The following is a 22,937-nucleotide window of genomic DNA, read 5'->3' as shown; positions in this document are numbered from 1 at the left end:
GGCGCGCCGACCAATGCTACAGAATGCTCGGGAAAGCCGTACAACGGCTTTCTCGTGCTTTTATTGCAAAGTGTGTTGCTCGATGAACTCCAGCGGCTGCAATCCTTCGCGACTCACCAGTCGATTGAGTTCAACGCGCGGCAGTCGTACGGCCAGCACGCTGGCACCTTCCTCGTCATGCGTTTCGCTCTGCACCGCACCCAGTTCAAAGAACTGGGCACGCAGCCGGGCAAGACTTTGAGGCAGAAGCAGCGTGCCGACAAACAGATCGTCGCCGAGCAATTCGGCGATAGCCTGTTTGAGCAGATCAAGCCCTCGACCATCACGGGCAGACACCCAGACACGCTGCGGTTTGCCGTCGGCATCGCGCTGTATCTGAGGCTCTACGCCTTCAAGCAGATCGAGTTTGTTATAGACCTCGAGGATCGGCAAGCCCTCGGCTCCGATCTCGCCGAGCACCGCCATCACCTGCTCGATCTGCGACATGCGATCCGGCTCGTGGGAGTCGATCACATGCAGCAGTAAATCGGAGTTGCTCGATTCTTCAAGCGTCGCGCGAAAGGCCTCGACCAGCTTGTGCGGCAGGTGGCGAATAAAGCCCACGGTATCGGCCAGCACGATAGGACCCAGGTCATCGAGCTGCAGACGACGCAGGGTCGGATCGAGCGTGGCGAACAGTTGGTCTGCCGCAAACACATCCGAATCGGTTACCGAGTTGAACAGGGTGGATTTGCCGGCGTTGGTATACCCCACCAGTGAAACCGATGGAATATCCGCGCGACGACGCCCGCGACGGGCCTGATCACGCTGGCTGCGAACCTTCTCCAGCCGTCCCTTGATCTGCCGCAGGCGAACCCGCAGAAGACGTCGGTCGGTTTCGAGCTGGGTTTCACCCGGACCGCGCAGGCCGATACCACCTTTCTGTCGCTCAAGGTGAGTCCAGCCACGGACCAGACGGGTACTCATGTGTTCAAGCTGGGCCAGTTCGACCTGAAGCTTGCCCTCGTGAGTACGCGCCCGCTGCGCAAAGATATCGAGAATCAGACCGGTACGATCAAGCACACGACACTCGAAAACGCGTTCGAGGTTGCGTTCCTGACTGGGCGTGAGGGTGTGATTGAAGATGACCAGATCGGCCTGCTCGGCCTTGACCTGATCGCGAAGCTCCTCGACCTTGCCAGAGCCGATCAGATACTTGGCCGAAGGCCGATGACGCGGCACGTTGATAAACGCAACGGTATCGGCACCGGCCGAGATGGCCAGTTCCTGAAACTCCTGCGGATCTTCGCGCGCCTCAGGGTCCTGACCATCCAGATGAACGAGAATTGCACGTTCACCACCACTGTGGCGCTCAAAGAACAAGGCAGACTCCTATCAGGCGTTACCTGGCTCGGCGTCCGCGCCGTCAGCGTCTGTAGCGCTTGGCAGGCGGATCGGACGAACCGGTACGACGGTGGAAATGGCGTGTTTGTAGACCATCTGGCTGACCGTGTTCTTCAGCAAAATGACGAACTGGTCGAAAGACTCGATCGTACCCTGCAGCTTGATACCGTTGACCAGATAGATCGATACCCCGACCTTCTCTTTACGCAAGGTATTCAGGTAAGGGTCTTGTAGCGAATGCCCTTTTGACATGTGCCGCACTCCTTTAAGGATCAATAAAATAATAAATCGAATTCGATTTGCTTGACCGACCACCCCCCAAGGATAGACGGCTATTGCAGGGACTCAGCTCAATATGGAGACCGATCCCAGGTATTTCAAGGCGCGCGACAGATTGTCGCTGGCCAGGCTGTCCAGCCAGTGCAGGTCGTCCCAGCTACGTAGCCAGGTGAACTGCCTTTTGGCCAGCTGGCGCGTCGCAATGATGCCGCGCTCCTGCATTTCATCCCGTGTCAGTTTCCCATCCAGGTGATCCCAGACCTGGCGATAACCGACGGCTCTTATCGATGGCAACCCCGAATGCAGGTCACCTCTTGAGCGCAATGCCAGTACTTCGTCCAGAAACCCCTGATCCAGCATTTGCTCGAAACGTAGCGCGATGCGTTGGTGCAGCACCTTGCGATCAGCCGGAGCAATGGCAAGGTTCGCGACAGTATAGGGCAATTGCTGGCGCCCTGATGCGGCTGCTTCGGTACTTTGCGCAGTTTGTTGCTCGCGATGTGCCGTCATGCTCATTCCGCTGACGCGATACACCTCAAGCGCCCTGATCAGCCGTTGCGGATCGTTGGGGTGAATACGTGCCGCCGAAACGGGATCGACCACCGCCAACTGATCGTGCAATGCCTGCCAGCCGAAGGCCTGTGCATCCGCCTCAAGCTGCGCCCTGACCTGTGCATCGGCCGCCGGCATATCCGCCAGCCCGTCCAATAGAGCCTTGAAATACAACATAGTGCCGCCGACCAGCAAAGGAATATTTCCGCGTGCGGTAATTTCCGCCATGGCCGCCAGAGCGTCACTGCGAAAATCGGCTGCGGAGTAGCTTTGCGCCGGGTCGAGAATGTCGATCAGACGGTGAGGATGTTCAGCCAGCTGCGTCTTCGACGGCTTGGCGGTGCCGATGTCCATGCCGCGATAGACCAGCGCAGAATCGACGCTTATCAACTCGCAGGGGAGCACTTTGGTCAGTTCTATCGCAAGGTCGGTCTTGCCTGCAGCGGTAGGCCCCATGAGAAAGATGGCCGGAGGTAAAGCGTTCATTCATTGACCGCGCAGGAATAATTTATCCAGGTCATTGAGACCCATCTGGGTCCAGGTAGGACGACCGTGGTTGCATTGCCCGCTGCGCTCGGTGTTTTCCATGTCACGCAGCAGGCCGTTCATTTCCGGGATGGCCAGACGCCGATTGGCACGAATCGCGCCGTGACAGGCCATGGTGCCGAGCAGCTCGTTCATGTGCGCCTGCACCCGGTCGCTGGTGCCGTATTCCATGAGGTCAGCCAGCACATCGCTGACCAGCCGGTTGGCCTCGGCCTGCTTGAGCAACGCAGGGATCTGGCGGATCGCCAGGGTTTCCGGGCCGAGCCGCTGCAGTTCGAAGCCCAGGCGCTGGAAGGTCGCAAGGTGTTCTTCGGCGCAGTCCGCTTCACGCTGGCTGACCGCGATGGACTCGGGCACCAGCAATGGCTGGCCGCTCAAGCCTTCGTTGGCCATGGCTATTTTCAGGCGTTCGTACATGATCCGCTCGTGGGCGGCATGCATGTCCACCAGCACCAGGCCGTGAGCATTTTCAGCAAGGATGTAGATCCCCTTGAGCTGCGCCAGCGCATAACCCAGCGGCGGAATATCACCGGGCGATTCAGGCAGCGACGCGGGCGCGGCACTGGGCAGCGGTGCGAAGAATTCCCGGTAGGCACTTTGCGCTTCGGCGACCGGCACGCCAGCGGTGGGCCGAGGCGTGTATTGATACTGATAACCGCTGCCAGCGCCGCCAGCGCCGCCAGCGGCAGCAGGCCGGGCAAACGGCTCGCCCTGGGGCTGCTCCAGCACATTGTTGGCCAGACGCATTTCACCCTGCGGCCCGAATTCGCCCGCTTCTGGCCCGCTCGGGCGCGTCTCGGCGACAACCGGCACGCTGCCACCCAGCTGATTTTCAGGACGTACATCGCCCAGCGCACGGTACAGCGTGCCATACAGGAAGTCATGCACCATGCGCCCGTCGCGGAAGCGCACTTCATGCTTGGTCGGGTGAACATTGACGTCCACAGCGGCCGGGTCGACCTCGAAGAACAGCACGAAAGTCGGGTGACGGCCATTGAACAGCACGTCGCGATACGCCTGACGCACCGCGTGGGCGACCAGCTTGTCGCGCACGGCCCGGCCATTCACGAAGAAATATTGCAGGTCGGCCTGGCTGCGCGAGAAGGTCGGCAGCCCGACCCAGCCCCACAAATGCAGGCCGTTGCGCTCGATCTCGATGGGCAGCGCCTGCTCCAGAAAGCCCGGCCCGCAGATTGCCGAGACACGTCGCGCTCTGGCGGTGTCGTCATGCGCCTCATGCAGGCTCAGCACGGTCTTGCCGTTGTGCCGCAGATGGAAGGCCACGTCGAAACGCGCCAGCGCCATGCGCTTGATGACTTCCTGCAAATGATCGAATTCGGTTTTCTCGGCTTTCAGAAACTTGCGCCGGGCGGGCGTGTTGAAGAACAGGTCGCGTACTTCAACGGAGGTGCCTACCGGATGCGCGGCCGGCTGCACGCGTGGCGCCATGTCACGACCTTCGGTTTCGACCTGCCATGCCTGATCGGCGTCGCGGGTGCGCGAGGTCAGGGTCAGGCGTGCCACGGAGCTGATCGAAGCCAGCGCTTCGCCGCGAAACCCCAGGCTCATGACCCGCTCGAGGTCTTCCAGGTCGCGAATCTTGCTGGTCGCGTGGCGTGCCAGCGCCAACGGCAGATCGTCCGAAGAGATGCCGCTGCCATCGTCGCGCACTTTCAACAATTTGATGCCGGCCTGCTCGACGTCGACATCGATGCGCCGCGCGCCGGAATCGAGGCTGTTTTCCAGCAACTCCTTGATCACCGAAGCCGGACGCTCGACAACTTCGCCCGCCGCAATCTGGTTGGCCAGACGCGGACTGAGCAGTTCGATGCGTGCTGCGTTCAGGGCAGTCTGAGCGTTATCGGCTTCGGTGCCGTCGAGCAGGAGATCGGTCATTACTGAGTCGCCACCTCGGAACTTGGAATACGCAGATCCTGGCCGATCTTCAATTCATCGGACTTCAGATTGTTGGCGCTGCGCAAGGTGGCGATGTTCATGTCATAGCGTGCAGCAAGCATGGCCAGGGTTTCGCCGGAACGAACGACGTGAGTGCGCGGCCCCTGAGCCAGCTTGCCGTTGTCACGCAGCCAGGCAATGTAGGTGCCCTGCGGCGGGTTCTGCTGGAAGAACTGCTTGACACCCGACGTGATCGAACGCGCCAGCGCCTGCTGATGCGACGCAGAACCGAGCTTGTTGGCCTCATTGGCGTTGGAGATAAAGCCGGTTTCCACCAGAATCGACGGGATATCCGGCGACTTGAGCACCATGAAGCCCGCCTGCTCGACGCGTGCCTTGTGCAGCGAGGTCACGCGGCCAATATTGCTCAATACCTTCTGGCCAACGTTCAGGCTCGAAGACAGCGAGGCGGTCATGGACAAGTCCAGCAACACACCCGCGAGCATGCGGTCCTTGTCATCGAGACTGACTGCGCCGGCCCCACCGATCAGGTCAGAACGGTTTTCACTGTCCGCCAGCCAGCGGGCGGTTTCGGAAGTCGCACCCCGATCAGACAGGGCGAACACCGATGCGCCGAACGCAGCGGAAGACGGCGCGGCGTCGGCGTGGATCGACACAAACAGGTCGGCGCCCTTGGAGCGGGCGATCTCGGTACGTTTGCGCAGCGGAATAAAGTAGTCGCCGGTCCGCGTCAGTTCGGCACGGTAGCCTTTCTCGGCATTCACCTGGCGCTGCAACTCCTTGGCAATCGACAGCACCACGTTTTTCTCTTTCTGACCGGCGCCGCCCGAGGCACCGGGGTCTTCCCCGCCGTGCCCGGCATCGATCACCACGACGATATCGCGCTTGCCATTCGGCACCGGAGTCAGCTTGATTTCAGGCTTGGCCGGGCTGACCGGAACTGCGGGTGCGGTGTTGGCAGCGGTGTCGGGAATCACCGGCGTGGGGTTGGCATCGGCGGCGTTGTCGTACAGGTCGACCACCAGACGGTTGCCGTATTGCTGGTTGGGCGCCAGCGTGAAGCTCTTCGGGGTCACACCCTTTTTCAGGTCGATGACCACGCGCAGGTCGGTAGGTGTGCGCTGCGCAGAACGCATGCTGCTGATCGGCGTATTGGCCGTGGGTACGTTCAAGGGTCCGCCGAGCGTCGCACCATTGATATCGATCACCAGACGGTCAGGCGAAGTCAGGGTAAACAGGCTGTGCTGAACCGGCCCCGTCAGGTCGAAGACCAGACGTGTGTTATCCGGCGCTCGCCATAAGCGGACACTTCGTACTTGCGTAGCGGCAACCGCCTCGACAGCCATGGCCATCAACAGCAGACCTACTACAGTAACCAGCGCGCGCATGCGCATACCTAACCCCATATCTATTTGAATTCCAAAGCCAAAGTGGCACACCACTGTTCGCCACGCGAGCCCAGCGGGCTCAATATCACGGACCGACCTTCACCGTGCGGCACAATGGTAATGGTCAGGTCGGGCTTTGGCAAAAAGCCTGCACCGCGTTGGGGCCATTCAATCAGACAAAGTGCATCGCCGTCGAAATAATCACGCACGCCCATGAACTCGAGTTCTTCAGGATCGACCAGCCGGTAAAGATCAAAGTGGAAGACCTTTATCGCACCGATTTCGTACGGCTCGACCAGCGTGAAAGTAGGACTCTTGACAGCCCCGGCATGCCCGAAGCCGCGAATCAATCCCCGCGAAAGCGTGGTTTTTCCAGCGCCCAGATCGCCATCCAGAAAGATGACGCCAAGGCCTTCTGTAACCTTGGCCAGGCGTGCACCAAAATCCATCATTGCCTCTTCGCCAACCACATGCAGCGTTAAATCAGACACGGTTGCAGCTCCTCCAGTAACTGACGAATGGCAGGAATAATATCGCTGGCGGCCAACCCGCGACCGTACTCGCCGACTTTCTGACCGGCGCTTGCGTGCAGCCATACCGCCAGACAGGCCGCGTCGAATGGCTTGAGATGCTGCGCCATCAACGCACCGATCAATCCGGCCAGCACGTCACCCAGTCCCGCAGTGGCCATGGCCGGATGACCGCGGTCGCACAGCGCCAGTTGCCCGTGCGCGTCGGCAATCAGGCTGCCGGAGCCCTTGAGCACACAAACCGTATCGAATTTACGCGCCAGCGCCCGCACTGCAGCGGCCCGGTCCGCCTGAACCTCCTTGATGCCCACGCCCAACAAGCGTGCCGCCTCGCCCGGATGCGGGGTGATGACACTGCCTTTGGGCAGGCTGACCAGCCCGGCGGCCAGCATATTCAGCGCATCGGCGTCCCACACCTGCGGACGATCCGCATTGGCGGCTGCCGACAGCAGGCTGCGCCCCCAGGCCGACTGCCCCAGTCCGGGGCCGACCACCAGCACGCTGGCTGGCTCGATCAAGCCCATCAGCTGGTTGGCCGAATGAATTGCCGCGCTCATGATCTCCGGCATGCGCGTCAGGGCGGCCGCAACGTGCTCGGGCCGTGTGGCCAGCGTCAGCATGCCTGCACCGCTGCGCAGGGCGCTTTCGGCGCTGAGCAACGCGGCACCACCAAAACCGTGATCGCCACCGATGACCAGCACGCGGCCAAACATGCCTTTATGAGCGGTCCGCGGACGCGCTGCCAGTTGTGGCAGGTTGTGTTTATCGAGGCGCTTCGCGCTGAACGGCATCTGCGCCACCAGCGCCGGGTCTGCTCGCAGGTCGTCGAAAATCAGCTCACCCACCAGATCCGCCGCATCCCCCGTCAGCAACCCCAGTTTGAGGCCGATGAACGTAACGGTCACATCGGCACGCACCGCGACACCCAGCGTCTGGCCGGTATCTGCGCTCAAGCCAGACGGAATATCCGCCGCCACGACGGGCAGACCACTGTCGTTGACAGCCTTGATGGCCGAGACATAGGGCTCGCGCACCTCGCCGTCGAGCCCGGTACCGAGCAAGGCATCCAGCACGACACCGGCCAGCGACTGCCCGGCCCATGCCTGAATATCAATACCGAAAGCCGCAGCATGCGCCGCCGCAGCATCACCGGTCAGTGCAGCCGGGTCGCCGACGGCCAGCACCCTGACCTGCCAGCCGGCCTTGTGCGCCATTGCAGCCACCAGATACCCGTCACCGGCGTTGTTACCACGCCCGGTCAATACGGTCAGCTCGTTGGCCTGAGGCCAGCGCCGAAGTAGCGTGTGCCACAACGCCTGCGCGGCACGCAGCATCAATTCCAGGCCGGGTGTACCGGCCGCAATCAGCCGTGCGTCGAGGTCGCGGACCTGCGCAGCGCTGTACAGCGCGTCGGGTAAATGAGGTTTAGTGTCGAACATGCGTCTATGGGCTCCGATGTCTGGCAGAATTATACGCACCTTGGCCCCGGTTTCTCTCTGCGCATGTCCGCTATTACTGCTGTATTTCCCACTTCCGATGATCTTGCCGCCCTTGCCGTTTCAATCAAGGCGTGGGGGCGTGAGCTGGGCTTTCAGGAAGTCGGGATCAGCGGCCTGGACCTGGCAGAGCACGAACAGCATCTGCAACGCTGGCTCGATGCAGGCTATCACGGGGAAATGGACTATATGGCAGCCCATGGCAGCAAACGCTCCCACCCCGATGAGCTGGTGCCGGGAACGCTGCGCGTGGTGTCGCTGCGCATGGATTATCTGCCGGGCGACACCGAGATGGCGCAACGCCTGACCGAGCCGGAAAAAGCCTACGTCTCACGCTACGCGCTGGGCCGTGATTATCACAAACTCATCCGCAAGCGCCTGCAGCAACTGGCCGAGCGTATTCAGCAGGCCATCGGGCCGTTTGGCTTTCGAGCCTTCGTGGACAGCGCGCCAGTGCTGGAAAAGGCCATCGCCGAACAGGCCGGGCTGGGCTGGATCGGCAAGAACACGCTGGTGCTCAACCGCAAGGCGGGCAGCTTCTTCTTTCTTGGCGAGCTGTTTGTCGATATTCCGCTGCCGGTGGATGCGCCCCATGCGACCGAACACTGCGGTCGTTGTACAGCCTGCCTGGACATCTGCCCGACTGCGGCGTTTATCGGGCCTTATGTGCTGGATGCGCGGCGCTGTATTTCCTACCTGACCATCGAGCTGAAGACGGCGATTCCCGAAGAGCTGCGGCCGTTGATTGGTAACCGGGTGTTCGGCTGTGACGATTGCCAGATCGTCTGCCCGTGGAACCGCTTCGCCCGGCCAACCGAGCAGAGCGACTTTCAGCCGCGCCACAATCTGGACAATGCCGGGCTGGCCGAGCTGTTCCTCTGGGATGAAGAGAAATTCCTCGGCAGCACCGAAGGCTCGCCACTACGCCGGGCGGGTTATGAGCGCTGGCTACGCAACCTGGCCGTGGGGCTGGGCAACGCGCCCTCCACCATCCCGGTGATCGAGGCCCTGCAAGCACGGCGCGACTACCCGTCGGAACTGGTCAGAGAACATGTGGAATGGGCGCTGCAGAGACATGGCGTGGCGCCGCTTTAAAGGTACCCCCTGGATATTCCTGTGGGAGCTTGCTCGCGAAGGCGTAGTCACGATATATAGATTTTCAGCGATTGTCCCTGCCTCTTCGTGAGCAAGCTCACTCCCACAGGTCCGGCGTGTTTTCAAGCCCTGTGGATCACTCCCGCAGGTCGGGGGTGTTTTCGAGCCGCCTAGATGTTCTGCAGCAGCGCTGATCTTGTGGGAGCGAGCTTGCTCGCGAAGAGGCAGGGACAATCGCCGGAGATTTATGCCTCTGTCAGTCAGCCTTCGCGAGCAAGCGAAGCGTGGCCCGGCTCGCTCCTACATGGTTATGACTGAACAACATTGCCTCCCACAAGACTAGCTTGGGCATGCCGCTCGTGGCCCTCTCCCCCTCTTCAAGGCTCGTCTTTATAGACAAACTTGGGCATTTCCCAGCGGAAACGAATCGCCAGCAGGCGCAGCAGCAGGCCACCGAACAAGGTGATCAGCACCGCTTGCTCGTCCGGCAACTGCAGGTACTGGCATAGCAGAAAACACCACGCGGCCAGAAATGACACGCTGGCGTACAGCTCGCGGCGGAAGATCAGCGGGATGTCGTTGCAGAAGATGTCGCGCAGGATGCCGCCGAATACCCCGGTGATCACGCCGCACACTGACGCGATCAGCAGACCGTGCCCGGCCTCCAGCGCAGTCATACAGCCGATCAGGGTAAAAGCCACCAGCCCCAGCGCGTCGAGCACCAGAAACAGTGAGCGCAGATGACGCATCAGTGGCGCGATGAAGATCGTCACCAGGGCCGCCACACTGGTCAGGACCAGATACTCCGGATGCTTGACCCAAGTCAGCGGGTAATGACCGATCAGTACGTCGCGCACCGACCCGCCACCCAGCGCAGTGACGCAGGCGATCAGCACCACGCCGAACCAGTCCATCCCGCGTCGCCCCGCAGACAGGGCTCCCGTCATGGCTTCAGCAGTGATAGCGATCAGATAAAGCATCAGCAACATGGCGGCGACTCTGCGACAAAGGCGCGCAGTCTAACCAGCCGACCTGCGCACTGAAAGAGTGCAGCGAAGATTATTCACTGCACGCGCGAGTCTCGATCAAGGCTTGATGAAGTGCTCACGGTAGAAGCGCAGCTCGGCAATCGACTCACGGATGTCGTCGAGCGCCAGGTGGGTGCTGCCTTTCTTGAATTTCAGCTCGGGGGACCAGCGCGCAGCCAGTTCCTTGAGGGTCGAGACATCCAGATTGCGGTAGTGGAACCAGTTTTCCAGCGTCGGCATGTGGCGATACAGGAAGCGGCGATCCTGGCAGATGCTGTTGCCGCAGATCGGCGAACTGCGCTCCGGCACCCACAGCTTGATGAACTCAAGGGTCTGCGCCTCGGCTTCAGCCATGCTGACGGTACTTTCGCGCACGCGCTGGGTCAGGCCCGAGCCGCCGTGCTGGCGCGTGTTCCACTCATCCATTTTCGCCAGTGTCTCGTCGCTCTGATGCACAGCGATCACCGGGCCTTCGGCCAGGGTGTTCAGCTCACTATCGGTGATGATCGTGGCCATTTCGATAATGACATCGGTATCAGGGTCCAGACCGGTCATTTCCAGATCGATCCAGATCAGGTTCTGCTTGTTCTGCATGTGTCGACTCCTCAGCGTAGGCGCGCAGTTTAGCTCACCCTGCCGTGCTAGACTCCTGCCGATCAATCGTACTGCCTAATTCATCGGTTACATCACATCGGAACACCCATGGCCAAACGCCAACTCAATCGTCGTCAGAACTGGCGCATCGAAAAAATTCAGGGCGAGCGTGCTGCCCGCGCAGCAAAACGCGAGTCCGCTACGCTTGAAACACTCGAGGGTGGCGACCTCGGCCCCGAGCAGACGGGCCTGGTGATCGCCCACTTCGGCGTGCAAGTCGAAGTGGAAGCTCAGGAAGGCGAAGTGACCGGCCAGGTCTTTCGCTGCCACCTGCGCGCCAACCTGCCTGCACTGGTGACCGGTGATCGCGTGGTATGGCGCGCCGGCAATCAGGGCATTGGCGTCATTGTCGCGCAACTGCCTCGCACCACCGAACTGCGCCGCCCGGATTCACGCGGCCAGCTCAAGCCTGTGGCGGCCAACGTCGACCTGATCGTGATCGTCTTCGCGCCGATGCCCGAGCCGCATGCCAACCTGATCGACCGCTACCTGGTGGCCGCCGAGCATGCCGGGATTCGTCCGTTGCTGCTGCTCAACAAGGCCGACCTGATCGACGAGCAGAATGCGCCCGCGCTCAATGCGCTGCTGGCGGTCTATCGCACGCTGGGTTACCCGGTACTGGAAGTGTCCGCGCACCACGGTGACGGCATGCAGAGCCTGCAAAGCCAGCTTGACGGGCACATCAGTGTGTTCGTCGGCCAGTCCGGCGTCGGCAAGTCCTCGCTGGTCAACAGCCTGTTGCCGGAAACGGACACTCGGGTCGGTCCGCTGTCCGAAGTCTCCGGTCAGGGCACACACACCACGACCACCGCCCGCCTGTTTCACTTCCCGCGCGGCGGCGATCTGATCGACTCGCCGGGCATTCGTGAATTCGGCCTTGGCCACGTCAGCCGTGCCGATGTAGAGGCAGGCTTCATCGAGTTCAACGACCTGATCGGCACGTGCCGCTTTCGTGACTGCAAGCATGACCGCGAACCGGGCTGCGCCCTGCTCAAGGGGCTTGAGGACGGCCGCGTTCAGCAGCAGCGCATGAACAGCTACCGCTCGATCATTGCCAGCCTGCCGCAAGACAGTTACTGAGCACCGAACGCCGCACGCAAAAACGCCGCGATGATCGCGGCGTTTCTGTATCGGTTGCAGCTCAGTTCTGGGCCGGCTCGACCCGCAACTTGCCATCGTCAAAGATATTCAGCTTCTGCCGGATCTCGTGCGGCTGTGCGTAGGCCTGCGGGTCGGGCGGCGCCGCTGTCGAAGCCCCCGGCGCAGCGGGAGCACCTGGAGCAGCAGGCACCGCCGGTGCGGGTGCTGTCGGCGCCGCAGGCGTGGCTGGCGTGGCTGGCGCACCGCCGGAGTTCTGATCGCCCTCTATGCGGTGCTGGGCCTTTTTGGTCAGCACCACGATATCGATGCGGCGATTGACCGGGTTGGTCGGGTTCTGGTGATCATACAGAGCAGACGACGCATACCCCACCACCCTGGCCACCTGTGAGTCCGGATAGGTCCCGGCTACCAGCGCACGGCGTGCAGCGTTGGCACGGTTGGCCGACAATTCCCAGTTGCCGAACCCGCCACTGCCCACGAAAGGCGTTGCATCGGTGTGGCCGCTGATACTGACCTTGTTCGGCACACTTTTGATGGTGTCAGCCAGGGCCAGCAGAATGTCTTCGAAATATGGTTTGAGACGCGCGCTGCCCGAGTCGAACATCGGCCGGTTTTCCGCATCCATGATCTGGATACGCAAGCCGTCCTGAGTGATCTCGAACAGAATCTGGTCCTTGAATTTCTGCAGCTGCGGGTTTTCCTCGACCTTGGTCTGCAATTCCTGGAGCAGCATCTCCAGACGTTCCTGCTCCACCGCTTCAGCCTTGGTCTCGGCATTTTCCGCCTCAAGCGGCACGGTGTCCGGCGACGGCGTGGTCTGCACCTCGGGGTTCAGCGTCTGGTTCGGCGACATCTCCGGCGAACCGCCCAGATCGATCACGTACGGCGAACCGCTGTCCGAGAAGCCGACCGGGTCCTTGAAATAACCGGCGACCGCGAGCAACTGCTCGGGGGTGGCAGACGACATCAGCCACAGCACCAGAAAGAACGCCATCATCGCCGTCGCGAAGTCGGCAAACGCGATCTTCCAGGCACCGCCGTGATGTCCGCCACCAAAGCGCTTTACGCGCTTGATGATAATCGGCTGATTATTTTCCATGACTTAGCGACCGCGAACCGCTTGTTCCAGCTCGCTGAAGCTGGGGCGATGCAGCGGATAGAGAACCTTGCGGCCGAATTCGACAGCCAGCGAAGGCGGCATGCCGGAGGCCGAGGCCACCAGCGACGCCTTGATGCTCTCGTAGACGTTCATTTCTTCCTTGGCATCATGCGCAAGGCTGGTGGCCAGAGGACCGAAGAAACCGTAAGCCGCGAGAATACCGAAGAACGTACCGACCAGCGCCGCACCTACGTGCATGCCGATCGCTGCCTTGTCGCCCGAACCCAGCGACGCCATGGTCACCACGATACCCAGTACCGCAGCCACGATACCGAAGCCGGGCATACCGTCGGCGATACCGGTAATGGCGTGGGATGGATGCTCGAGGTCTTCTTTCATGCTCAGCAGCTCCATGTCGAACAGACCTTCCAGCTCGTGAGGAGCCATGTTGCCGGACGACATGATGCGCAGGTAATCGCAGATGTACGCAGTCATGCGCTCATCCTTGAGGACACCCGGGTATTTGGCGAAGATCGGGCTGGAGGCAGCGTCTTCGATATCCCCTTCGATCGCCATCATGCCTTCACGGCGGCTCTTGTTGAGGATTTCGTAGACCAGCCCCAGCACTTCAAGGTAATAGGCATGTGTGAAGCGCGTACCGAACATCTTCAGCGACTTCTTGAACACGTGCATGAACATGTAGCCAGGGTTGGCCTGGAGGAACGCGCCCAGTGCAGCACCGCCGATAATCAAGACCTCGTACGGTTGGAACAGCGCCATGACCTTGCCATGGGACAGCACATATCCGCCGATGACACTTGCGAGAACGACAATGATGCCGATGATTTTAGCCATAGGAAAAAATACTTTACTGAGTCGGGTTCAGGGACAGTCCGGAAGTTGTTGAATCTCTTCTTCTCCTTATCGGCCTAACTGGGCCAGACTATAGCCGGTTCTTTTGAAAAACCCATTTATGCGCCTCCATAAAAGGAGGAAAATGGCCTCAGCACCCCGTACGCTGGCGGTTTCCCAGCTCAGATAATCAGCCGCACAGGCCCTCGAATGCCGACAGTACACGCAGCACATCACCTCGTTCCGAAGACGCTGGATGCCTGGGTCAAACTGCTTGACGGCATCGCGTTGCCGGTCCCTGCCGTCAATCATGGACACGTCCGCGCCGCACTGAACGACAGCCGTCGTTCGCTGCGTGAAATCGCCGAAATGATGCAGGAAAGTCCTGCGCTGGTGCTGAGCGTGATGCGCGAGGCCAACCATCACACCCACGGTTTGACCGAGCAGGCCGAGAGCCTTGAAATTGCCATCAACCGCCTGGGTCTGGCGCGTACCGAAGTCCTGCTGGGCCGTTTACCGGCCAAGCCGCCCGAAGAAATTCCTGCGGCCTATCGCCAACTGATTCTGGTCAGCCAGCACGCCACGCAACAAGCCAACGGCCTGTTCGCCAGCCGGCTGGCGCGACTCTGGCAGGACATCCACATGGGCAGCCTGCTGTTTCTGTCGCCGCTCTGGCCGATGGCGCTGGCTTATCCGAAGCTGCTCGAAGAGCTGGAACTGCGGGTTATCCACAAGGGCCATTCCAGCGCTGCAGTGGAAAAAGAGCTGTTCGGCGTCAACCTGCTGGAACTGTGCCTGGCACTCGCCGAGTTCTGGCGCCTGCCGATCTGGGTTACGCGCGGCTATAAACTGTTGATCAACGAGCGACGCGATCTGGCCAAGGCGCTGCGTATCGCCCGCGAAGACAACAGCCCGCTGCAGCAGCAACAACTCATGGACGACGACCCCAACCTGCGCCGCTGGCTGAACCAGCCCGCCAATACCGTGTTGCTGGGCAACGGCCTGGCGCTGGCCGCACAACAGGCCTGGAACAGCCCGCATTGCCTGCGCTGGGAACGGCTGACCAGCCTGTACCTGCAACAGTCGATCAACGAAGTACAGCAACAGGCGCACCAGAATGCGGCCAGCAGCGCACGCGTCCATGCGGAAAAAGACCTCTGGCACCCGGCCGAATCGCTGATCTGGCCGTGGGATGCACGGCGTGTAAGGCGCGACAATGAGCCTGCACCTCCGCCATCGGCTGACGCCCTGCAAATGTGGCGCAAGCAATGCGCCGAACTGCTGCAGGACCCCAGCCCGTTCATCAACGCCATGCACCTGACCACCTCGGCGCGCGACGCCTTCATCTCGTGCGGCATGGAGCGGGTCATGCTGCTGATGCTGGACAAGACCTCAACCGTGCTGCGCGTCAATCAGACTGCCGGACTGCCGAAGGACGCCGCTGCCTTGCAGCTGTTCATCAAGGAAAGCACCGTACTGCAGCGCTTGCTGACCCAGCCGACGCAGTTACGCATGACGCCCGCCAACAGTGCGCAATTTGCCGCCCTGCTGCCCCCGCCGCTGAAAACCCTGTTCAGTGGCCAGCACTGGCTGATTCGCTCGCTGAGCAACAACGGCAAAGTCATGCTGCTGGTGGTCGCCGACCAGGGCGGCGGGGCCTTGTCGGAAATTTCCGTCCAGGCATTCGGAAAAACCGCGCAATGTATTGAACGGGCACTGGGCATCTTTAGTCATCGCAAAGCCTGAGGCCTGGCGTACAATTCGCCCCTTTCCTTTCATCGGAGGCTGCAAATGTCCGCATTCACTGGCTTGTCGCTGGTCATCGAACCCAACGATCTGCTTGAGCGTCTAGACGCCCCGGAACTGATCCTCGTGGATCTGACCAGCAGCGCTCGCTACGAAGCCGGGCACATTCGCGGTGCCCGCTTCGTCGATCCGAAACGTACACAACTGGGCACGCCTCCTGCCCCCGGCCTGCTGCCCGACACGGCCGGTCTTGAGCAAGTGTTCGGCGAGCTGGGCCACAACCCTGACGCTGTCTATGTCGTCTACGATGACGAAGGCGGCGGCTGGGCCGGGCGTTTCATCTGGCTGCTGGATGTCATCGGCCACAGCCGTTATCACTATCTGGACGGTGGACTGCTGGCCTGGGAAGCGCAATTGCTGCCGCTGAGCACCGACGTGCCGCCTGCTGCCGATACTCCGGTAACGCTGACGCTGCACGATGAACCTACCGCCACGCGCGAGTACCTGCAAAGCCGTCTGGGCGCCGCCGACCTGGCGATCTGGGATGCCCGCGCGCCGACAGAGTATTCGGGCGAAAAAGTGGTCGCGGCCAAAGGCGGCCACATACCCGGCGCCGTCAACTTCGAGTGGACGGCGGGCATGGACAAGGCGCGCAACCTGCGTATTCGCCAGGACATGCCGGAGATCCTTCGTGATCTGGGCATCACGCCCGACAAGGAAATCATCACGCACTGCCAAACCCATCACCGCTCGGGCTTCACCTATCTGGTGGCCAAGGCGCTGGGCTACCCGAGAGTCAAGGCGTATGCCGGCTCGTGGGGCGAATGGGGCAATCATCCGGATACGCCGGTAGAAGTACCGAATGTGGCCGCCGCGCCCGTCGAGGTTGCGCAACCCGTAGAGCCTGCCCAGCCAGCCCCGGCCGAAACCGTCGAACCGGTCCGCGCCACCGAACCGGGACGGACCTCACAGAAATATTCAGGACACTCATCCTCAGGACCTTCAATGAAAGACCGCTTGTTCATCATCAGCCAGTACCTGCTGCCACACCACCTGCTGTCCCGACTGGCAGGCTGCGTTGCCGAATGCCGCGTACGCTGGTTCAAAAACGCTTTCACTGCGTGGTTTGCCCGCCGTTATCAGGTGGACATGTCGCAGGCACTGGTCGAAGACCTGACGTCCTACGAGCACTTCAACGCGTTCTTCACCCGCGCATTGAAAGCTGACGCGCGCCCGCTCGATGCCACGCCGGGCGCGATTCTCTCGCCGGCCGACGGTGCCATCAGCCAGTTGGGCCCTATCGACCACGGCCGGATCTTCCAGGCCAAGGGCCACAGTTTCAGCGTACTGGAACTGCTCGGCGGCGACCCCAAGCTGTCGGCGCCGTTCATGGGCGGCGAGTTCGCAACCGTCTACCTGTCGCCGAAGGACTATCACCGCGTTCACATGCCACTGGCCGGCACGCTGCGTGAAATGGTCTACGTACCGGGCCGCATCTTCTCGGTCAACCAGACCACGGCTGAAAACGTACCCGAGCTGTTCGCCCGTAACGAGCGAGTGGTCTGCCTGTTCGATACCGAGCGCGGACCAATGGCAGTGGTACTGGTGGGCGCGATGATCGTGGCGTCTGTCGAAACGGTATGGGCCGGACTGGTCACACCGCCCAAGCGTGAATTGAAGACGTTCAGCTACGACGAAGCGGCGCGTGCGCCGATCCACCTGGAAAAAGGTGCCGAGATGGGTCGGTTCAAGCTGGGCTCTACCGCCATCGTGCTGTTCGGTCCAGGTCAGGTGAAATGGGCCGAACAACTGACGGCCGGCTCCAAGGTTCAAATGGGCCAGGCACTGGCCGTTCCGGCACAGGCATGATCGCGACCTGAGCCTCGATGCATGAGTGCCCGATGATGGATATTGGCACTCATGCAGCATGCCGCCGGACGATAATGGCCTCCGGCCATAATTGCTGCGAACCGATGTCGATACTGGTAAAGTCGTCCGCTCGATTCTGTAGGATACTTCGCACTTTCATGGGCGTATGCTCGGCATATCGCGGGTGCGCGATAACCTCGACCCCCCTATGAAGCCATCGTCCAGGCCAGTGAGTTGTTGGAGTTTGTCTGTCACATGAGTAATTTTAGCCTCCCTCTGCTATTGCGTGCGCCCACGCCGACGCAGTCGAGCCTGACATTCAGTGAAGCCAATCCCCGCGACCTCAAGCGCTGGATCTCCAGACTGCCCAAGGCAAACCTCGGAGAAATGGCGCGCCAGCTCTATCAGGGGCTGACCGAGCTGAACCAGTTGATCACCCCGAGCGAAAACCGCCTGCAATTGCTTGAATTGCTGCGGCCCGAGGTGTACTTCGTCTGCAAGCACCTTGAACGCCACTTTCTCAATCAGGCCATTGTGCTGGACGAGCGACCACGCAAGGTGGCCAACCTCTGCCAGGCACTGCAAAACCATCTGGCGACCGGTTACAAGCAAATCATTCAGCAGGTCGCCCCGCGCTACACCCGAGACCAGGCCGGGCTGTTCAGCACCGCACTGCAACGAGCAGTGCACGGGCTCAACGGGCCGCTGATTCGCGCCAACCAGCTTTACTGTCCCGTTCAGGACGGCCTGTGGCTCGAGCTGCACCAGATTTATCAGATTGCCCGTCAGTACCAGTTGCACAACACACCGGTCGAAGAGCCCCTGGCCCATCACAGCAAAGTGCTGAGCGTGGAACAAACCTACGTGATCGCGCTGCTGATGGGCTGCTCGCGCTGCAATCAGATGCGCCAACTGAACATCGGCAAACTGGCCGATGCGCTGGAGGCCTGGAGCGCGCTGGTAAAGCTGCAGTCGCCTGCCACGCAAAGCAGCCTCTTCGCCCTGGACCCGACGGCAGACAAACCGCCGCTGTATCGCACCCTGTTCAGTGACGAACAATCACCCCGGCTGCTGGGCATCAATACCTTGGCGCTGGCGGAAGCGATCAATCAGTACCTGGCCCTGCCGGACGACCAGCGCACGCCCTCACCGCTGCTGATCCCAACCGGTATCAATACCGACCTGCTGCAACATCTGGCGGTCGCCTGGGGTGATGTGGCCGAACGCACCTTTCAACGTACGCCCGGTCAGGGCACGCTGAGATTGTGCATCGGCATGAGCGCGCTGCATTTCTATGTCGCTGGCCAGAAGTCGTTCAGCGAGCTGCTGCAATTGAACAGCGCCACCAGTGCAGCGAGCTTTTCGTTGAAGATGGCCAATGATGACGCGGACGATCCGTGGGCCTCTGCCTTCGATACTCAGCGTGGCAAGACCTCATCCGTTCTGCTGCCCTACGAAGAGATTGAATACCCGAAAAACGACGGCGACAGCGACTCGCTGTCCAACAACCAGCACACGTTTCCGACCTTCGACCTGAATATCGTCAACCACAGCCCGGGCGGTTACTGCCTGGCGTGGCAGAAGGACGTGCCTCAACAGTTGCAGGCTGGCGAACTGGTGGGTATTCAGGACGACGCAGGTCAGGGCTGGAGCGTTGCCATCGTGCGCTGGATCCGTCAGGTACGCAGCGGGGGCACACAGATGGGCATCGAACTGATCGCCCCGTTTGCCCAGCCGTGCGGCATGCAATTGATTCGCGAACAACAGAACAGCCAGTACCTGCGAACCCTGATGCTGCCCGAAGTACGCGCCATGGAAAAACCGCCCACCGTGCTCGCACCGCGCCTGCCTTTTCAGGAAGGCAGCATGGTGATGATCAACGTCAACGGCGAAGAACGCCGCGCCTCACTGAGCAACCGGCAGGTCAGCAGCGCCAGTTACAATCAGTTCGAGTATCAGATGTACGACGCCCCGAAAGCGGCCGAAACCGAAAAGGCCAGGCCGGATCAGGAATTCGATTCCTTGTGGGGCACGCTTTAGCGATCATTGCGACAGCCGTCGCGATTGCCCCTCGCCATCAGGAGCAGACCACGACGGCCTGAGCGTCAGCGCTTTCCCTCGCGGTCGCGCAAGCCCAGCAGATACAGCACGCCATCGAGCCCCAGCGTTGAAATGGCCTGCTTGGCCGATTGCTTGACCAGTGGCTTGGCGCGAAACGCTACACCCAACCCGGCAATCGCCAGCATCGGCAGGTCATTGGCACCGTCGCCGACCGCGATGGTCTGCTCCAGACTCAACCCTTCCTTGTGGGCCAGTTCGCGCAACAGATCGGCCTTGCGCTGCGCATTGACGATCGGCTCGACCGCTACGCCGGTCACCTTGCCGTCAACCACTTCCAGCTCATTGGCGAAGACATAATCAATGCCCAGCTTTGCTTGCAGCTGCTTGGCAAAATAGGTGAAGCCTCCCGACAGAATCGCCGTCTTGTAACCCAGCCGCTTGAGCTCGGAGAACAGTGTTTCAGCACCTTCGGTCAAACGCAGGGACGCGCCGATTTCATCCAGCACACTCACGTCTAGGCCCTTGAGCAAAGCCAGACGCTCCTTGAAACTTTCGCTGAAATCCAGTTCGCCGCGCATGGCACGTTCGGTAATCTCGGAAACCTGCTCGCCGACGCCTGCGGCCTTGGCCAGTTCGTCGATGACTTCGGCCTCGATGAGGGTCGAGTCCATGTCGAACACCGCCAGGCGCCGGTTGCGGCGGAACAGCGAGTCCTGCTGGAACGCGATATCGACGTCGAGATCCTGGGCGACAGCGAGAAATTCGGCCTGCATGGCTTTCGGGTCGGCGGGCTCGCCGCGCACGGTGAACTCGATGCAGCCCTTGCCCTTGTCAGCCGGGGTGTCGAGCGGCATGCGACCGGACAACCGATCGATCTGATCGATATTCAGCCCGTACCTGGCAGTGATGGCGCTGACGCGCTGCAATTGCTCGGCCGTGACCTTGCGGGTCAGCAGCGTAACGATGTGGCGCGCCTTGCCCTGACCTTCGACCCAGTGTTGATAGTCGGTTTCGGAGACCGCAGTGAAACGGACTTGCTGATCCAGTTCGTAGGCAGTGAACAGGATGTCCTTGAGCACCGAAGATCCCTGCACAGTATCCTGAATTTCAACCAGGATGCCGAACGACAGGGTGTCATGGATCACCGCCTGACCAATATCGAGAATGTTCACGCCACCCTGAGCGAGGACGCCGGTGATGGCTGCAGTGAGACCGGGACGGTCGACACCGGTGATGTTAATCAGGACGATTTCGCGCAAGGCGCACCCCCGCAGTGGAAAAAAAACGCATTCTAACCACATTCAGTGACCACCGGGCACAGGCAGCGCTTTGCCGCCACTGGGTCGCTCGTTATACTGCGCGACAACTTCACCGAAAGAGCCGTGCTCTGTGAACCGGCCCACGCCCGTTAAAACCGATAATTTCTTCCTGCTCATCTTTCGTGCCCTGCGTCATCGCCGTGTACCGATCGCTTTGCGCATTGCCAGCCATAACGTGATCCTGGTCGCTTTGGCGCTGGTGATCTACGCCGGTGTCATGGGCCTGCAGTTCAAGCAGGCCATGCATGAACAGGCTGATGCGCTGGGGCAGGCCCTGACCACCCAGACCGCCACCTCGGCTACCGAGCTGTTGGTGTCCAACGACATCCTCAGTCTCAACGTGCTGCTGGGCAATCTGGTCAAGAATCCGCTGGTCGCGCATGCGGCTATCTACAGTGTGGATAACCGCATCCTCGCGGAGGCCGGCCAGCGCCCGAAAAACGGGCTTCTGGGGGAAGCTCAGGGCCTGTATGAAATCAAGATCACGTTCCAGGACGTGATGGCGGGCCATCTGCGTATCAGCCTCGACATGTCGCAGTTCCAGCAGCCGCTGACCATCAGCCTGCAGAGCATGGGCATTCTGGCCGGTATCCTGCTGGCCCTGGCGCTGGCCCTGAGTCTGCGCCTTGGCCGCCACATCTCCACGCCACTGATGCAGATGCGTATCTGGCTGCGTGATATCGACCCGTACACACCCGCCACTGATCGCCAGGATGAAATCGGTGATCTGGCGCGGCAGTTGCGCACCTCGTTCGCGCCGCCGGTGCCGGAGCCAGAACCGCTGCCCGAGCCCGAGTATGACGGCGAGGAAGACGACAGCGAAGATCCGTATCTGGAGCCGGAAGAGAAGCCTGCGCCAGTGGTTTCAGCTCGTAGCAGCGAAGCAAAACCGCGCTTGCCGGCACCACCGGTGCAGCGCCGCATCGTTGCCGAGGAAGATGAAGACGACGATGAGGATCCGTTCGCCGATCTGCGCGACCACTCGGACAACTCACCAGCCGTTCGCCCGGCGGCTGCCTCGGTAGCGCCGGTCGAGCCGCACAACAGTGCAGTGCTGGCCGTGCAGCTGGGTGCACAGGATCAATTGCGTCGCCTGCCGCGTGCACGCCTTACCGAATTGCTGCAACGCTACCGCGACTGCCTCGATCAGGCCGCCTCGCTGTATGAAAGCGAGCTGCATACGCTGAATGACGGCAGCACGCTGATGCTGTTCCACAGTCACGAAAGCGGTGATGACTACCTGACCAACGCGATCTGCTGCGGCGAGCTGTTGCGCGCACTCAGTCATGCCTTGCAGATCGAGGTGGCCGATAGTGGCATCACCTTGCAACTGCAACTGGGCCTGACGCTGGGTGAAGGCTTGAGCGGTCTGAGCCAGATCGATCTGTTGCTGACCGAAACGGCGCAGGACGCACTGGCGCTGTCTCAGCACAGCCGCAACCTGCTGCTGGTCGAACGCCGCATCAACGACGATCAGTTGATCCGCCAACGCGCCCGCATCCGCCCGATCGCCAGCCCGGAAGGTGCCTGCTGCGTAGAACGCCTGATGGAGCCCTACCCGTCGATGCTCGAGCGCCAGCTGGCGCGCATGCACGAATCCAACAAGGCCTGATCCTCTCCTCCGCTCACGCTTGAAGTGAGACGCTTGTGCCCATGCTCTGCGTGGGCACGCCGTTCCGGACGCTCTGCGTCCTATCCTGATCAACCTCTCCCGGCGCAAACAGATGACGCAGAGCGTCACGACCTGCATTCCCACGCGGAGCGTGAGGAACGATAGGTGTCCGCAAGATCACCACCTGGCCCGGCCCCAGCGCGGGCATGCCGCACCGGGGCGTGAGGAGCGATAGGTGCCCGCAAGATCACCATCGTGCCCATGCTCCAGCGTGGGCATGCCGTTCTGGACGCTCGGCGTTCTATCCTGATCAACCTCTCCCGGCGCAAACAGGTGACGCAGAGCGTCACGAACTGCATTCCCACGCGGAGTGGTGTGACCCCCGAAGGTTGGACAATTATCCACCTACG

At 61.2% G+C, this 22,937-nt stretch carries 18 protein-coding genes and 1 pseudogene; 7 read left to right on the top strand and 12 right to left on the bottom strand.

Annotated elements, in window-relative coordinates; all coding sequences use genetic code 11:
* Positions 1-60 precede the first annotated feature (60 nt).
* The 7 genes from hflX to QRN50_RS13075 all read right to left on the bottom strand — a co-directional run bounded on the left by hflX (position 61) and on the right by QRN50_RS13075 (position 8,034).
* Complete coding sequence (hflX, locus tag QRN50_RS13105; RefSeq protein WP_002551820.1) at positions 61-1,362, bottom strand: ribosome rescue GTPase HflX; 1,302 nt, start codon at positions 1,360-1,362, stop codon at positions 61-63.
* A 12-nt stretch (positions 1,363-1,374) separates the two neighbouring features.
* Positions 1,375-1,635, bottom strand: a complete 261-nt coding sequence (hfq, locus tag QRN50_RS13100; protein WP_002551819.1) for an RNA chaperone Hfq — start codon at positions 1,633-1,635, stop codon at positions 1,375-1,377.
* A gap of 93 nt (positions 1,636-1,728) precedes the next feature.
* Positions 1,729-2,700 (bottom strand): tRNA (adenosine(37)-N6)-dimethylallyltransferase MiaA, encoded by a 972-nt coding sequence (gene miaA / locus QRN50_RS13095; protein ID WP_011266496.1) that lies wholly within the window; start codon positions 2,698-2,700, stop codon positions 1,729-1,731.
* Complete coding sequence (mutL, locus tag QRN50_RS13090) at positions 2,701-4,656, bottom strand: DNA mismatch repair endonuclease MutL (RefSeq protein WP_096126663.1); 1,956 nt, start codon at positions 4,654-4,656, stop codon at positions 2,701-2,703.
* Complete coding sequence (locus QRN50_RS13085; RefSeq protein WP_197709718.1) at positions 4,656-6,083, bottom strand: N-acetylmuramoyl-L-alanine amidase; 1,428 nt, start codon at positions 6,081-6,083, stop codon at positions 4,656-4,658. The genes mutL and QRN50_RS13085 overlap by 1 nt, the downstream gene beginning before the upstream one ends.
* 2 nt (positions 6,084-6,085) lie before the next feature.
* Positions 6,086-6,556, bottom strand: a complete 471-nt coding sequence (tsaE, locus tag QRN50_RS13080) for a tRNA (adenosine(37)-N6)-threonylcarbamoyltransferase complex ATPase subunit type 1 TsaE (protein ID WP_024660843.1) — start codon at positions 6,554-6,556, stop codon at positions 6,086-6,088.
* A complete protein-coding gene (locus QRN50_RS13075) occupies positions 6,544-8,034 on the bottom strand; it encodes a bifunctional ADP-dependent NAD(P)H-hydrate dehydratase/NAD(P)H-hydrate epimerase (protein ID WP_011266492.1) in 1,491 nt (496 codons plus the stop codon). Before QRN50_RS13075 ends, tsaE begins: the two co-directional genes overlap by 13 nt.
* Before the next feature lie 63 nt (positions 8,035-8,097).
* Between QRN50_RS13075 and queG the strand changes: the two genes are divergently transcribed.
* The gene (gene queG, locus QRN50_RS13070; RefSeq protein ID WP_058398830.1) at positions 8,098-9,186 is read left to right on the top strand and encodes a tRNA epoxyqueuosine(34) reductase QueG; all 1,089 of its coding nucleotides are present in this window, start codon (positions 8,098-8,100) and stop codon (positions 9,184-9,186) included.
* A 377-nt stretch (positions 9,187-9,563) separates the two neighbouring features.
* Here queG and QRN50_RS13065 read toward each other — a convergent pair whose 3' ends face one another.
* The gene (locus QRN50_RS13065; RefSeq protein WP_003393544.1) at positions 9,564-10,175 is read right to left on the bottom strand and encodes a trimeric intracellular cation channel family protein; all 612 of its coding nucleotides are present in this window, start codon (positions 10,173-10,175) and stop codon (positions 9,564-9,566) included.
* 96 nt (positions 10,176-10,271) lie between these two features.
* Positions 10,272-10,808 (bottom strand): oligoribonuclease, encoded by a 537-nt coding sequence (gene orn / locus QRN50_RS13060; RefSeq protein ID WP_003402903.1) that lies wholly within the window; start codon positions 10,806-10,808, stop codon positions 10,272-10,274.
* A 108-nt stretch (positions 10,809-10,916) separates the two neighbouring features.
* Here orn and rsgA point away from each other — a divergent pair, with 108 nt between their 5' ends.
* On the top strand, positions 10,917-11,948 hold the full coding sequence (rsgA, locus tag QRN50_RS13055) for a small ribosomal subunit biogenesis GTPase RsgA (protein WP_003366295.1): 1,032 nt from the start codon (positions 10,917-10,919) through the stop codon (positions 11,946-11,948).
* Between the two features lie 61 nt (positions 11,949-12,009).
* Here rsgA and motB read toward each other — a convergent pair whose 3' ends face one another.
* Together motB and motA are read right to left on the bottom strand one after the other, a co-directional pair.
* Positions 12,010-13,068 carry a flagellar motor protein MotB gene (gene motB, locus QRN50_RS13050; RefSeq protein ID WP_096127395.1) on the bottom strand — a complete coding sequence of 353 codons (1,059 nt, stop codon included), beginning with the start codon at positions 13,066-13,068 and terminating at the stop codon, positions 12,010-12,012.
* 3 nt (positions 13,069-13,071) lie between these two features.
* Entirely contained in the window at positions 13,072-13,923 is an 852-nt protein-coding gene (motA, locus tag QRN50_RS13045; RefSeq protein WP_003402900.1) for a flagellar motor stator protein MotA, read from the bottom strand.
* Positions 13,924-14,130: 207 nt separating this feature from the next.
* Here motA and QRN50_RS13040 point away from each other — a divergent pair, with 207 nt between their 5' ends.
* From QRN50_RS13040 to QRN50_RS13025, 4 genes and pseudogenes are all read left to right on the top strand, one after another.
* Positions 14,131-15,666: an HDOD domain-containing protein gene (locus tag QRN50_RS13040; RefSeq protein WP_024642706.1), complete on the top strand. Its 1,536-nt coding sequence runs from the start codon at positions 14,131-14,133 to the stop codon at positions 15,664-15,666.
* A gap of 45 nt (positions 15,667-15,711) precedes the next feature.
* Positions 15,712-16,524 (top strand): annotated as a pseudogene (locus QRN50_RS13035) (rhodanese-like domain-containing protein); the annotation flags it as partial.
* Between the two features lie 147 nt (positions 16,525-16,671).
* Positions 16,672-17,535 carry an archaetidylserine decarboxylase gene (gene asd / locus QRN50_RS13030; RefSeq protein ID WP_024640312.1) on the top strand — a complete coding sequence of 288 codons (864 nt, stop codon included), beginning with the start codon at positions 16,672-16,674 and terminating at the stop codon, positions 17,533-17,535.
* Between the two features lie 255 nt (positions 17,536-17,790).
* Positions 17,791-19,575 carry a cyclic-di-GMP receptor FimW-related protein gene (locus QRN50_RS13025; protein ID WP_024640313.1) on the top strand — a complete coding sequence of 595 codons (1,785 nt, stop codon included), beginning with the start codon at positions 17,791-17,793 and terminating at the stop codon, positions 19,573-19,575.
* A gap of 65 nt (positions 19,576-19,640) precedes the next feature.
* On the opposite strand, the gene serB is transcribed toward QRN50_RS13025, so the two are convergent.
* The gene (serB, locus tag QRN50_RS13020) at positions 19,641-20,855 is read right to left on the bottom strand and encodes a phosphoserine phosphatase SerB (protein ID WP_058822305.1); all 1,215 of its coding nucleotides are present in this window, start codon (positions 20,853-20,855) and stop codon (positions 19,641-19,643) included.
* A gap of 130 nt (positions 20,856-20,985) precedes the next feature.
* Between serB and QRN50_RS13015 the strand changes: the two genes are divergently transcribed.
* Positions 20,986-22,527, top strand: a complete 1,542-nt coding sequence (locus tag QRN50_RS13015; protein WP_054092320.1) for a HAMP domain-containing protein — start codon at positions 20,986-20,988, stop codon at positions 22,525-22,527.
* Positions 22,528-22,937: the final 410 nt, after the last annotated feature.

Origin of the sequence: Pseudomonas sp. MEJ108 (assembly GCF_030208985.1) — a bacterium.
GTDB classification, from domain to species: Bacteria; Pseudomonadota; Gammaproteobacteria; order Pseudomonadales; family Pseudomonadaceae; genus Aquipseudomonas; species Aquipseudomonas fragariae.
Note: the sequence above shows the minus strand (reverse complement) of the source record. Positions and strands in the feature narration are given on the sequence as shown.